The following is a 14,059-nucleotide window of genomic DNA, read 5'->3' on the forward strand; positions in this document are numbered from 1 at the left end:
GCCTAGAGAAAGGATAGGGCTTTATCCTTTCTCTAGGCAGACTATTATTTGGGAAGCTCTATAGACGAAATGGTTGGAACTAGAAGAGCAGACTTCGCACTCCTCACTCTTTCTTTGATCCGCTTCACAGAAAAATACCTTCGCTGAATTATTTAGGCAAATGAGCTACTAACTCAACTTCCAGTTTTGCATCAATCATGTAAAGCCTCGATACCTGAACCCAAGTCGCTGCCGGAAAATCTCCTTTATAGAATGCTTTTCTTACGGAGTTATACGTTTTCATGGCTTCAAGGTCCGTTGTATATAAATTCTCTTTTACCACATTTTGAAAAGTAGCCCCGTAGCTTTTTAGGGATTTTTCTAAAGCTTCATATACTTGTCGTATCCCTTCGGGTGTAATCTTAGTGGTTACGGCACCAGAAATGTATAGAACGTTATCCACCTTCAGTACTTGTGCGTACCCGGCAGTGGTATCCTGTTTCGAAGGGTTACCCCAATGCCATTTTTCTTTAGTAATGTCATGGCTTTGAGAATAGCAGCTAAAATACATACAGGCAAAAAACAGAGACAGTACGATTTTCATGGTTGATGTAATGATTTACTGAACGAACGGCTTTAGGTAAGACTCTCAAAACTAGGAACTTTTGCTTTGAATTATTCATCACATTCGCTTGAATTCATATTTAAGCAGCTTATTCAAAGCAAGTACGACGTGCGGTTCACTAGGTCTTTTCTCTACAAAATAATCAAGTTCAGGCGTGTTTTTGCGAAGGAGTCATTTTTATGGCCTCGACCCATAAATTGGCAGCAAATAGTAGCATTTTACTCATTATTTGTTTGCTATTTCTTATATTGGCCATCAAGCTTAACTAATTATAACTCATATTTTGTCCCGTTTTGATTGGTGAGTGGATTCTTTGCTTTCCACTTGGTCTCTGCCAGACTACCATCATTAGCTTTATTTATGCCATGGAAAAACCTCGTAATAAACCAATTCTCAGAAACTCTTTATTGATTGCCAGTCTGTTGGGACTAACCTTGACTAGTATCTTTCTTAGCCGTCGTAGCGTTTCTCAAATTCAGCAAACGTCGGCTTCTATTTACAAAGATCGCCTAGTACCAACGGCCATTATTGCTAAATTGACCTCGCAAGTATATAATAAACGGCTTCAGCTCGAATCCTATGTACTCAGCAAAACCAATCCGCAGCCTAGTTCCGTAGCCTTTGCTCTGGATCGTTCCAACCGGCAGATTGATTCACTGATGACTGAGTTCGTTGCTACGAATTTGACTCATAGAGAAGCAGAGCAATTTGAATTGCTTAAACAACGGCTGGAAATTTATACCCAGTTAGAAAAAGATTTAATTAAAAACTTGGCCAATACACCGCAGGCTCAGCAAATTCTCTTCGTTGGCACTGGTAATGCGGCATTCAGCCAGGTGAACCAATCACTAGCCGATTTGTCGGCTTTGCAATTGAAGGTAGGTGAGGAATTGCTCAACCAATCCAATGGCCAGTCAAACTACATTTATGTATTAACGGCCTTACAAATCGGCCTCGTACTGGTGATCTCATTACTGTTATTCTGGAAGCTTTGATCTAGCTCCGGCCGATAGATTTGTTTGTACCTTCGTAGTGAGTAGTAAAAGGTACGTTGCTCTTTAAAAGGCAGCGTACCTTTTACTTTAATTCGGACGAAAAGTACATCTTCATTCTAGATAGTAAACATTGATCCGATTACCCCTTGCACTGACGTAAGGCTTGTTCATTTCTACCTCTGTATTCAGGCAAGTAGAGACGAACATGCTAACAAGCATATGAGAATTAGAAAATCTTTCATCTAAGGATTATCTAGGTTACTATATGAAATGATACACGTAATTGTTTTATAATTTAAGTTATGTTAAACAATATTTTCAGTATAACGCCAGCTTACAGATGAACTCTCCTATTCTATTCATGAATGTAGGGAAAAGTATTAGCATGATCTATTCAGAAATTGCAAGTAGGTAATGAGTGAAAGATGCACGATTTGCTGGTGCGACTTATGAGGTGATAGGTTTGACTCTTTCTTAATCAATGTAAGTAAGATATTGCTAATTGGTAGAGTTTATGGTGAGATTTAGCATAGGTCTGTCGTAGGCATGTTTCTTAAAAGCATGCCTACGACACTTGCCTACCTATACATCAACGAAACCCAAATAGTAGGATAGAAAAGCATGCAATAGGCAGGTACATTTGGCATGGAAATAGGGTTAGTTTCAATAGAACAAACAAATAGATATTTGTAAAATAGATTAATTATAGGTAGATACTATAAAGCCATAGCCTATTACAAAGCACCTATCAAATTCGTAAAATAATTATTATAACGTTTTATAAACGTTATAATAATCTAAAATACATATTACAGTTTTAGAGTGATTATATACCCATACCTACCGAACTTAATACATCTCTATCTAGTTAACACCGTTAGAAAATTTATCAGAAAGTCATTGGGTATTGTTGAGCGGAAAATACGGCAGAAACAGGAAGTCAGAAGTAGCATCTTGCTAGCGGCCTGGCAACTGGTAGAACGGGAAGGCTGGCAGGCTCTTTCAATCCGCAAAATTGCGGATGCCATTGAATACAGTATTCCGGTCATTTACCAGCACTTTGATAATAAGGAAGCAATCCTTCTGGAATTCATTAAACAAGGTTTTGCTTTACTGACCCAGGAATTGCAGGCTGCACGGACGGTTTCTCCCCTCCCCTCGCAGCAGCTCATGGATATGGCCCGGGCGTATTCGAAGTTTGCTTTCGAGCACAAGCATTATTATCAGCTCATGTACGGAATGGGCATGCCCGCCTGTGAAACCGTCAATCAGGTCGAGGAAATGCAGGCTTTTAGTCAGGTCTTGCTTCAGGTTATTGGCGAAGCCATTGCCCAGAGCCAGCATCCGGCAACGAATGACTTCCTGAAATTTCATACTTACTGGTCGATCTTACACGGATTAGTAAGCATTCAAATGATTGAATCACAGCAAGGCCCCAATGGCTGGCACGATCAGGTACTGGAAGATGCCGTAAACGGATTTATCCAATCGCTGAATTAATTTTTTTGTTTATTAGTTAACAGTGTTAGTTTTTATATCATAGTAACTTTTTCATCCATTTTTTAACTTTCTTTCTATGTCAACGCTTACGAAATGGGCTGTAGACCCCCTGCACTCCGAAGTTCAGTTTAAAGTAAAGCACCTGGTGATTTCTACGGTAACGGGTTCATTTAACAACTTTACCGGTGGAGCGACTACTAACGATGATTTCAGCGATTTTTCGGGAGCTGAAATTCACTTCTCACTCGACGTGAACAGCATCGATACCAATCAGGCCCAACGCGACGAGCACCTGAAATCGGCTGATTTTTTTGACGCTGAAACCTATCCACACATTTCCTTCCTATCTACATCTTTCCAGAAAGTTAAAGGCGATGTGTATAAATTGACGGGTAACCTGACGATGAAAGGCATTACCAAACCCGTGGAAGTAACCGCTGAATACGGTGGATCTGCCAAGGACGCGTACGGAAATACTAAGATTGGTTTTGAAGTAACCGGCGTAGTGAATCGGAAAGAATTTGGCCTGACTTACAACGCGTTAACGGAAACGGGTGGTCTGGCTTTGGGCGAAGACATCAAATTGATTGCGAACATTCAATTGGCTCCGCAGGCTTAATTCAGATTTTTTATACCTTTGGCCAACGCACTAACGTAAACCAATACAATGAAAAAACTAGCTTTATCGCTGCTGTTCACGGCTTTCTCACTTGCCAGTATGGCTCAGTCTACCTGGAAGGTGGACAAGAATCACGCTCAGCTGAAATTTGACGTAACCCACACGGGCATTTCAACCGTATCCGGAGCGTTTACGGATTTTGATGCTACCGTTACGGCCACGAAAGAGGATTTTAGCGATGCCACGTTTGAGTTCACGGGCCAGACGGCTTCCATCAATACCGGTGTAGAAAAACGCGACGCTCACCTGAAATCACCGGATTTCTTCGACGCTGCCCAGTACCCGACCCTGACGTTTAAGAGCACCTCGCTCAAAAAAGATGGGGCTGACAAATACAAACTGATGGGTAATCTGACGCTTCATGGCGTTACCAAGCCCGTGACGTTGGATTTGTGGTACCGCGGAACGATTACAAATCCGAATAATAAGAAACAGGCGGCTGGCTTCCGGGCTACGGGCACGATCAAGCGTAGTGATTTCGGTATTGGCTCGAAATTTCCCGCTAATATGCTTAGCGAAGAAGTAATGATTACCGCTGACGGAGAATTTGGCAAACAATAAGCTATTCTCTTTCAACTCCAGGAAACCCGGCTTTATGAGTCGGGTTTCTTGCGTTTAACCGGGAGGCTACTGCCCAGCTTTTCGTACTTTTGTACCTTCATCCGCAGCGAAGGACCTGCCAACAAACGTAAACAAGCCATGACATTCGAAGAATTAAACCTACACAAACCGCTTTTAAACGCACTGGAAGACCTGGGTTATACCACGCCCACACCCATCCAGGAAAAGGTTTTTTCAGTCGTGATGTCGGGAAAAGATGTTTGCGGGCTAGCACAAACGGGTACGGGGAAAACATTCGCCTACCTTCTCCCCTTACTTCGGAACTATCAATTTTCAAAAGATCGCCTGCCCCAGATTTTAATTTTGGTACCGACGCGTGAGTTGGTGGTACAGGTCGTGGAAGCGGTGGAAAAACTAAGTAAGTACCAAACCCTTGCGGTACTGGGTGTATACGGTGGCGTGAATTTGAAAACGCACGTGGCCGAACTCAAAAAAGAAGTGGATGTGCTGGTAGCAACGCCCGGCCGCCTGATCGATTTAATTTCAACGGGTACGCTGAAAACCAAAACAATCAAGCGACTGGTGATTGACGAAGTGGACGAAATGATGAATCTGGGCTTCCGTTCGCAGCTAACGACCATCCTCGATTCACTCCCCGCGAAACGACAGAACCTATTATTCTCCGCCACCATGACGGAAGAGGTAGACACGCTGATTCAGACGCACTTTACCAGTCCCGTTTTCGTGGAATCTTCGCCCGTTGGTACGCCGCTGGATAATATTGAACAGTCGGCCTATCCGGTCCCCAACTTTTTAACGAAAGTAAACCTGCTGGAATATCTCCTTCAGCACGATGAAAGTCTGCGGAAAGTACTCGTGTTTATCGCGACCAAAACGCTGGCTGACCGTCTGTTCGAAAAACTCGAGGAGCAATTTCCCGAACAGGTCGGCGTCATTCACTCCAACAAAGCCCAGAATTATCGTTTCAATACTGTACAGGCCTTCAAAGACGGTCAGTTACGCATCCTGATTGCTACCGATTTGATTGCCCGTGGCCTTGATATTTCGGAAGTATCCCACGTCATCAACCTCGACGTCCCTGAACTTCCAGAAACGTATATCCACCGCATTGGCCGTACGGGCCGGGCGGATCAAAAAGGCGTTGCTTTGACCTTTGTCACCCCCGCAGAAACGGAATATCGGCAGGCCATTGAAACCCTGATGGGGGTTCCCATTCCCGAACGTCCCCTGCCCGAGGACCTCGTCATTACGCAGGATCTTATTTCGGAGGAAATCCCCAAAGTCGTTCACAAGATCGTACCGGTTAAACTGCCCCCTCAGGAAACGGTTGGACCCGCTTTTCACGAAAAAAGTGCGAAAAACCAAAAGGTGAACGTACGACGAAATCACGCGGAAGAGATGATGAAAAAATACGGTAAACCCATTAAGAAAACCCGCAAAAACAATAAACCACGGTAAGAGACGGGGTACAATTCAGTCCCCGCCCCCTACTGCTGAAACCCGGAAAGACGCAGTTCATTCGTATCATACGTTCCCCGGCGGGTATCTTCCCGTACCTTTCGATGGGGATGATGCCGTCCGGCGGACCAGATGCAACGGTTTTCGCGGAACAATCATCCTGGTCTCAATTCCGGTTTTACCCAGGCGGGTACTTCATTCCTGTTTTTTTTCTTCGATCCGTAGGGTATAACCGTTTTCAGTTGTCATAACTCCGAAAGGCCCAGTAATGAATGGTAGGTCTAATCCGTTTGCAAAACCAGAAGATCGTTCCTTAACCGATCAGGATATCCTGCGATCCATCCAGCAGGGCGATGAACGTACCTATGAAATGCTCTTCCGGCATTATTACGCTTCGCTCTGTCAGTACGGGTTTTCCTTTCTCAAAGATTGGGAAGACGCGGAAGAAATCGTGCAAAGCGTGTTTGTAACGATCTGGGAAAAGCGACAGTCGCTAACGATTGAAACCTCGCTGAAATCGTACCTGTATCGGGCGGTACACAATCGTTGCCTGAATCGTATCAAACATCTGGCCATTCAGGCGGAATACCAGCAGTATAAGTTTGCCGAAGCCAACGCCTCGGAAGCTCCGGCTCAAGCGTTGATGGCTTCCGAGTTATCCGAACGCCTGCAGGCGGCCATCGAGCGGCTTCCCGAACAATGTCGGCTCATTTTTACGATGAACCGCTTTGAAGAACTGAAGTACCAGGAAATTGCCGATCGGCTGGGTTTATCCGTAAAAACGGTTGAAAATCAGATTGGTAAGGCGTTACGGATCTTACGCGTCGAGCTGTCTGAGTACCTGCCTTTGTTCATCCTGTTAGGCATTCATGCATATGATTAACTTGTACTCTAAAACACGGGCTTAAGCCATGGATAGTGATTCTCACGAACCCATTGAGGATGGGCTCATTGGCAAATACTTGGCGGGCGAAACCAATGAGGAAGAAACCCAGCGGGTTCAGAAGTGGCTCAGCGAACCAGATGCCGAACGGGAAATGCAGCGTTTCGAAAAAATCTGGGAAACGAGCCGAACCCTTCAAACCCGCCCGCCCGTCGATGCGGATGCGGCCTGGGAAAAATTACGAAACCGAATTCAGGAACCCGCCCCAGTAGCTGACACCCCAATCCGCCGCTTTAATCCCTGGCGTACTTCCATTGCTGCGGCCGTAGTACTTGTGGTAGGACTGGGCTGGTTATTCTGGACGCTCCAGCCAAATGCTTCCGTACCGCAACTGGCTTTTACGGCTACGGATCAGTCTACGGTACATGAATTGCCGGATGGCAGCAAAGTGTGGCTGAATCGTAACAGCAAGCTCGAATATCCCGAAACCTTTGCCGACGATTCCCGTTCGGTGGTATTGACGGGGGAAGCCTTTTTTGATATTACGCCGAATAAAGAGAAACCATTCCGTATTCAGGCCAGTCAGACAACCGTGCAGGTGGTGGGTACCTCGTTTAGCGTGCGGGCCTATGATCCGAATGTACGGGTAGCCGTGCGAACAGGGAAGGTTGTATTCAAAGCCCGCAATACGGAAGTGACGCTCATCAAAGATCAACAGGCCACGTTTGACGCCCAGGCGGCTACCATGCAGAAAACTGAACGCCTCGACCCGAATGTATTTACTTACCAAACGGGTAAAGCGGTTTTTGATAACGCAACACTCGGTGAAGTGGTACAGATGATCCATGAAGTGTACCAGGCCGATGTGCAGCTTGGGAACGAATCCCTTCGAAACTGCCCCACCACGATCGCGTTCGACCGTACGAAAGATTCCCTGGAGAATCTTCTTCAGGCTATCGCCGACTCGCACGGACTGACTATTAGTCGCCAGGGTACGCAGTTCATTTTTGAAGGTACGGGTTGCTCGCCTTAAGCAGCCCGGCCTTCGCCTTCCTTCAATCTTCTGAAAATGATTCGCCTGCTTTTTGTCCTGCTAGTCGCCTGGGGCTGTACGCCGGCCTGGGGGGAAGTACCCCCGCTGGAGCGGCTCGTTTCTCTGGATGTTCACAACGAACGCCTCCCCCGGGTGCTCCACTTACTTAGTCAGCGGGGAAATTTCAACTTTTCGTATCACTCTGCCCTTATCTCCGAAAACCGATTGGTGACCCTGCGAGCCACCAACGTCAGTGTACGCGAAGCGCTGGATCAGTTATTCAAAGGCACCCTTCAGTACCATTCCCGGGGTAATCACATCGTTCTTCGGGCCAGTCCGGAGCCGGATGCCGAGGAAATGCCCAAACATTTTTACCTCGAAGGATACATTACCGACGAACACACGGGCCACAAAATTACTCAGGTTTCCGTCTACGAAAAAACGACCTTCACCGCCGCCCTTACCGACGCCTACGGCTTTTACCGGATCAAATTATCCACTAGTCTTCCGCAGCTTTTACTCGAAGTTCGGAAACAGCATTACGTGGGGGAAACGATCCGGGTACGTTCCCGGCAAAGTCATACCCTGAACATACGTCTGGTTCCGTTCGTCATCACCCGTACTCTGCCACCTTTACCCATCCGACAGTCAACCGACACCAGTACCCGACGAACCGTTGCTACGCCACAGGTTATACAACTTAGTTCACCGGATTCCGTACCAAGATCCCGCATTTCGCTTTGGAAACGTAGTAAAAACAGATTTACCGACTGGCTGATGTCCACGAAATCGGCCATTCATGACAGTAACCTATCCGGCGACACCCTGTACCGTCAGACCCAGGTTTCGGTACTGCCTTTTGTGGGAAGCAATGCAACGCTGAGTGCCCGGGCCATCAATGATTTGTCGTATAACGTGCTGCTGGGCTATTCGCTGGGCGTGAATGAGGTAGAAATTGGGGGTTTAGGCAACGTAGTACGCGGCAATGTCCACGGTGTGCAGGTAGCAGGTATGGCGAACCTGGTAGGCGAACGGGTGGAAGGTACGCAACTTGCCGGTATGGGTAACATCATCCGCCGCGATGTGCGGGGTTTCCAGGGTGCGGGAATCGGAAACATCATAGGAGGCGATCTCTCGGGCGTACAACTAGCCGGAATCGGAAACCTTATGATTGGTAGCCTGCATCACGGTGTACAACTCGGAGGCGTAGCAAACCTGATTGGGGGCGAAAGTCTGGGTATGCAGGTCGCGGGTGTGGGTAACATTCGGATAGGTCCGGCAACGGGCGTCCAATTGGCGGGTGTTTTAAACATTGCACTCAGCGACCTGAACGGCTGGCAACTCAGTAGTGCGTTGAATTACAGTCGACACATCACGGGTGGCCATCAGATTGGCTTGCTCAATATCGCCGGATACGCCGAAAAGGCCCCTTATGGCCTCTTCAGTTACGTGCACCGAAATGGATATCGTCGACTGGAAATTTCCACCAATGAAGCCAGTCGGGCCAACCTGACGTTTAAAACGGGCCACCGGGGCTTTTACAACATTCTGACCATAGGTTCCAATCTCGACGCCGAACCACAACCCGCCTGGAGTTTTGGTTACGGCTTCGGAACGGCTATAAACTTGAAAAAAAGCTGGCTGCTGAATGTGGATTATACTACGAACTTCCGCCTACCCGCCCACTGGCAAAGCTTTGATGAAGGCCGCTTCATGGGCCGATTTGAGCTGGCATTGGAAAAGAAAATCAGCCGCGGACTAGCCTTAGCCGTGGGGCCAACATTCAATTTGTCTTCGTTTGATGCGGACAGTCAGCACGAAACCCGGCCCACGTATAGTCTACCCGCTTTTTCAGCTTATACCCTCTTCCCAGATTTCTCAGTACAAGGATGGATAGGATTCCACGCCGGGCTACGCCTATGCAACCGGAAGTAACGTCCCTTCCCATACGTCACTTCCGGTCAGCAGCTCAGGGAGGACCAAAAAGGATGGCAAACGCCTGCCGAATGTTTTACTGCGTCGAGCTTCTTTCCAGAGGTTCACCCATTCGTGAACGTAATGAAGGGACGCCAGGGTCGCGTAGACTACGTACAGTTTGAGGATTACACCGCTGAACGGTAAAACTCGGGGATTTTAGGGAATGATGCGTTCGTAGACAGCTCGCCCGCTTTCCGGTTCCACGCCGAACATTTCAACGTACTTGACTTTGGGTACCAACCGGGCTTTGGGATCCAGTTGTACGAAGACTTTTTGCAGACAGGCCCGCTGCCCACTAATCGTCGTCATAGCCACCACTTTCCCCTGATGGTACTGGACCTTTAAGACGCGTTCAGGAAAGGCATTCAGTCGTACCTCGTAGGATTCACCGGCAATCGGCTGGTGCGTATAGCCGTAGGCCAGCTGCCATTGGATGCGGGAGAGATCTTCCCGTTGCCCCTGCTCGGCGTAGCGAATCCAGTATACTTCGACGGGCTTACTCGGGTTCAACTTTCGGTCCGCCGATTCGTTGGCTTCGTAAACTACCGTATTGGCATCTTTGCTGCGTTGCAAATAAAACAACTGCCGCGATGCTGTTTTCGCTGAATGAGTCGCTTTGCCTGGAACGATCGTCGTGGCCTGAGCGAAACTATGAAGAATCAAACCGAGTACGAGGAGAAAAGAAATGAATGTTTTCATGGCTTATGGATTTACGTTTGAAAAGTGTTAACGAAGGATTTCCCTTGAAACCAATGGATCGTATCACGAACGGAATCCTGAAAGGGAGTACTCATCAGTCCCAGTTCCTGCCGGGCTCGCTGACCACTGTAGTAATTGTCCTGGGTAACGAGTACGGTGTTGATGTAATTGAGTCGCAGCGGATGACCCAATAACCGTTCAGCAAATGTTCCTAGTCGCCCCGCTGAACGCATGAGTCCGCCAGGGATAGGAATCAGGGAGCGTTTTTCGGGAAGTAGACTCGCTACGGTTTTAAAGAAAGCTTCGTATGGTACGTTGGTAGCTGCCAGTAAATAACTTTCTCCAATTCGACCCTTTTGCAGAGCTTGTACGGTAGCGTCCGCCGCGTCCCGTACGTCGATAAAATTCTTACCCCCACTGCCCGGAAAAAAGACGCGTCGATTCTTTAATACATAACTGATCAATGCTCCCGAGCTGGGTTTGAAATCGTAGGGTCCCAGCAAAAAGTTGGGATTGACAATGACGGCGGGAACTCCTTTTGCTACAGCTTCGAGCACTTCCTGCTGAGCCTGATACTTGCTGGCAATGTAGCCCGACGGCATCAAGTCAAAAGCGAAAGGACTTTCTTCAGTAGCTGGATTCTCATACGTTCCCGGCTGATAAATAGCCGCTGTACTTACATACACCAGTCGTTGCATGGACAGGCGACGCGTTACTTCCAGAATCTGACGTGTAGCTAAAACATTGGCGTCAAAATAAGCCTCAACGTTCGACGGATACGGCTCCGTGCGAGCGGCCGCGTGAACGATTCCCTGACAATCGTAAGCTGCTTTTTCCAGATCTGGCAACGATGTAATCTGCCCCGGTACCCACTCTACCTGATAATACCAGGGTAACTGACTGATCGCTTGGGGCAGAGAACGGTACATAGCCTTTACAGCATACCCCTGCCGTAACAAAGCTCCGGCGATATGACAGCCCAGCAGTCCCGTAGCACCCGTGAGTAAGATTTTCATGCGGAGATTTCTTTTCGAAGCATGGATACCAGAAGGGGTTCTCGCCAGGACCAAGGAATCCAGCGGGCAGCCCAGTACCCTACTTTATTTAGTTTTCCCGGAATAATAATCGATTGGCCACGGCGTACCTGTTTTAAAGCAATCTGGGCAACCGCTTCGACGGATAAGCAACTCAGTTGGCCCAGCCAACCATGTTTTTGTAAACGATTCAGGTTTTCCGCTGACGTAGGCATCGGCCCCGGATGCAATACGCTGACCTGTACGCCTTTCGCACTCAGCTCCGCCCGCAGGCTAAGGGAAAACGAATATATAAATGCCTTGGATGCCGGATATACGGTTTTGTAGGGAATGGGGGTAAATGCGGCCAGACTGGAAACATTGAGAATATAGGACTTGGGAAATTTCAGCAGAAAGGGTAATAGCAATCGGGTCAAGAGTGCCGTTCCCGTTACATTCAACTGAATGATATTTTCGATCTGCTCTAACTCAGCCGTATCGAACGCTTTCGAACCGCCAATACCCGCGTTATTAATGAGGAAATCGACCCAAAATCCGGAGACCTCCAGCCAGCGAATGAGCTGGCGAATGTTCTCCGCCTGCATTAGATTAGTTTCGTAGGTTCGTACGGTTACACTATACGTTTCGGAAAGCATTTGGGCGAACTGAGGAAGTCCTTCCTGGGGCAGGGCAACCAGGATTAAGTCCCGGCCCTGGCTGGCTAGCTCCAGGGCCAGGGCCTTCCCTAATCCTAAACTCGCTCCGGTAATCAATACATACTTTTTCATGGCTTCTATGGATGGTCTCGATTGAACGTTACTAGGACAGTTCAGTCCAGACTTCCCCCTACGAGGCCCTGAAAATTTTAAATACAAAATTGCATTTGCTGTAACCGCATTGTCTCTGACCTCTAACAATCAGGCCTTTACAAACAAAACCCCACGCTGAACATTCAGCGTGGGATTAGTACGCTCACGTGACCTTATACCTGGCAAGAGCTACTACCTAGCCCGTCGCCAAAGTTTCATGAACAGGGGTGAAACGTTTGTCTTAGGCAGGTTGAGCGTGAAGCTTCATCAAACCTGCCATTTCGTTCCAAACCCGATCCCAGGAATTTTCATTTAAAAAGGTATCTACTTCTTTCCGATGCGTCATGCCTTTGTCGGCCAGAGCCTGCTCCAGGGCCGCTTCAAAGCGTTCGGCAGTATCGGCAATGTGTACCCAGTTGCGGCTTCCGTAGTTTCGGATTACGTCGTGAATCGGCGTGGAAACCACGGGTAAGCCCGATGCCAGATACTCCGGCGTTTTGGTGGGACTGATGTATCGCGTAGCCGGGCAAATCGCAAAAGGTAAAATGGCCGCATCCCAATGAGCAAAGTACCGGGGAATTTCCTGATACGACTTCATACCCAAATAATGGACATTGGGAGCCTTCGGCAAACTCGCCGGATTGATTTTCACGACGGGTCCCAAGAAAATGAATTGCCAGTCGGGGCGACGCTGAGCCAATTCTCTGACTAATTCAATATCAAATCGTTCGTCAATCACGCCGCAAAAACCGATACGGGGATGGGCAAATTGCCGCTGATCGTCCGGATCGGGTTGTGGTTTACGAGACTGACTGAAATGAAGAAAATCAATACTGCTGGGGAAGGCGTAGGTGTGTGCGTGCTTATCGCGTTTGGCCTCGTACAAACTATGTCCGCCCGTAAATACCACATCTGCCTGTTGAAGCAACCGTTGCTCCAGATCAATCAGTTGGCGGGGAGCCCCCAGAAAGGCACTTAACTCATCCATGCAATCGTAAACGGTTACCGCTGGTTTAACCTCTGGACTGAACGCAAGGGCCATGGGTGTATAGTACCAGGCCACATAAGAGGTGATACCTTCGCTAGCGATGAACTCGTCAATCAATCGCTTTTGCTGAGCGATTACTTCCTCGGGCTTTAAGCCGTGCGGCATACAGGGTACGAGTACGCAAAGTTGGGATTGTATTTCGTGTTTTTCCAGCCGAATGGGTCCCTCTTTAAATACGGGTTCTTCCAGAAACCACACCTGCCATTCCTTACTGGCACGGCTTAGTAAATGTTGGGGTCGCTGGTAAACAAAATTCCAACGCAAATGGGAGAAGCATACTAAGTTTTTTGGATTGACAGAGGTCGGTGGAGTAACGGTCGTACCAATAGGTTCGGTCCAGGTGGTTGTAGAAGAGGCAGTGGAAGCAACTTCTTTTTCTTGAAGTTTCATACGTTTAAAATTATTGGAATGGCTATACGCTATAGACCGTTGGTAATTGTGTAGTGTGATTTATGCATTTAGAGAGATTTCGCTAAGCATAAAATCTTACTTTACGTTTACTGCCCAAGTCACTGTAAATGAGTATGCTAAAAAGTATAGCCAGCCGCATTCATTAGGCATTTTAGACCATCGACGACCCTTTCAAAGCCTCATAAATGAGAATGTGTAGAAAGGTTTCCTCTAGCCGGGCTACAGAGTTAATCAGTGGCTCACCACTTTGCCTCAGTAGACTGAGTAAAAAATACCAGCGTTCGAAACGTTTGGTCTGACACTAGTGAAACGTGGCTGATACTAAATGTTTTACCGAAATTTCTTTCAGGCTGTGAAGCCCGCTCCCT

The 14,059-nt window shown here is 47.6% G+C and carries 13 protein-coding genes; 8 read left to right on the forward strand and 5 right to left on the reverse strand.

The features are described from left to right. Positions 1–148: 148 nt before the first annotated feature. Positions 149–583, reverse strand: a complete 435-nt coding sequence (locus C5O19_RS19465) for a RidA family protein (protein ID WP_104715055.1) — start codon at positions 581–583, stop codon at positions 149–151. Positions 584–969: 386 nt separating this feature from the next. Between C5O19_RS19465 and C5O19_RS19470 the strand changes: the two genes are divergently transcribed. From C5O19_RS19470 to C5O19_RS19505, 8 genes are all read left to right on the forward strand, one after another. After that, entirely contained in the window at positions 970–1,599 is a 630-nt protein-coding gene (locus C5O19_RS19470; protein WP_104715056.1) for an MCP four helix bundle domain-containing protein, read from the forward strand. A gap of 900 nt (positions 1,600–2,499) precedes the next feature. Then, a complete protein-coding gene (locus C5O19_RS19475) occupies positions 2,500–3,099 on the forward strand; it encodes a TetR/AcrR family transcriptional regulator (protein WP_104715057.1) in 600 nt (199 codons plus the stop codon). 76 nt (positions 3,100–3,175) lie between these two features. Next, positions 3,176–3,718: a YceI family protein gene (locus C5O19_RS19480; RefSeq protein WP_104715058.1), complete on the forward strand. Its 543-nt coding sequence runs from the start codon at positions 3,176–3,178 to the stop codon at positions 3,716–3,718. A gap of 48 nt (positions 3,719–3,766) precedes the next feature. Further along, positions 3,767–4,339, forward strand: a complete 573-nt coding sequence (locus C5O19_RS19485; protein WP_094811591.1) for a YceI family protein — start codon at positions 3,767–3,769, stop codon at positions 4,337–4,339. Positions 4,340–4,477: 138 nt separating this feature from the next. After that, the gene (locus C5O19_RS19490) at positions 4,478–5,818 is read left to right on the forward strand and encodes a DEAD/DEAH box helicase (RefSeq protein WP_104715189.1); all 1,341 of its coding nucleotides are present in this window, start codon (positions 4,478–4,480) and stop codon (positions 5,816–5,818) included. A gap of 268 nt (positions 5,819–6,086) precedes the next feature. Beyond that, positions 6,087–6,701: an RNA polymerase sigma-70 factor gene (locus C5O19_RS19495; protein ID WP_104715059.1), complete on the forward strand. Its 615-nt coding sequence runs from the start codon at positions 6,087–6,089 to the stop codon at positions 6,699–6,701. Between the two features lie 28 nt (positions 6,702–6,729). Continuing rightward, positions 6,730–7,734 carry a FecR domain-containing protein gene (locus C5O19_RS19500; protein ID WP_104715060.1) on the forward strand — a complete coding sequence of 335 codons (1,005 nt, stop codon included), beginning with the start codon at positions 6,730–6,732 and terminating at the stop codon, positions 7,732–7,734. A 36-nt stretch (positions 7,735–7,770) separates the two neighbouring features. Next, a complete protein-coding gene (locus tag C5O19_RS19505; RefSeq protein WP_104715061.1) occupies positions 7,771–9,669 on the forward strand; it encodes an STN and carboxypeptidase regulatory-like domain-containing protein in 1,899 nt (632 codons plus the stop codon). Between the two features lie 198 nt (positions 9,670–9,867). Here the strand turns inward: C5O19_RS19505 and C5O19_RS19510 are convergent, their stop codons facing one another. The 4 genes from C5O19_RS19510 to C5O19_RS19525 form a co-directional block, all read right to left on the reverse strand. Continuing rightward, a complete protein-coding gene (locus C5O19_RS19510; RefSeq protein ID WP_104715062.1) occupies positions 9,868–10,410 on the reverse strand; it encodes a DUF4833 domain-containing protein in 543 nt (180 codons plus the stop codon). Between the two features lie 11 nt (positions 10,411–10,421). After that, positions 10,422–11,426, reverse strand: a complete 1,005-nt coding sequence (locus C5O19_RS19515; protein ID WP_104715063.1) for an NAD-dependent epimerase/dehydratase family protein — start codon at positions 11,424–11,426, stop codon at positions 10,422–10,424. After that, entirely contained in the window at positions 11,423–12,211 is a 789-nt protein-coding gene (locus C5O19_RS19520; RefSeq protein WP_104715064.1) for an SDR family NAD(P)-dependent oxidoreductase, read from the reverse strand. The genes C5O19_RS19515 and C5O19_RS19520 overlap by 4 nt, the downstream gene beginning before the upstream one ends. 262 nt (positions 12,212–12,473) lie before the next feature. Further along, the gene (locus C5O19_RS19525; RefSeq protein ID WP_104715065.1) at positions 12,474–13,670 is read right to left on the reverse strand and encodes a glycosyltransferase; all 1,197 of its coding nucleotides are present in this window, start codon (positions 13,668–13,670) and stop codon (positions 12,474–12,476) included. Positions 13,671–14,059 lie beyond the last annotated feature (389 nt).

The organism is Siphonobacter curvatus, assembly GCF_002943425.1.
Classification (GTDB): domain Bacteria; phylum Bacteroidota; class Bacteroidia; order Cytophagales; family Spirosomataceae; genus Siphonobacter; species Siphonobacter curvatus.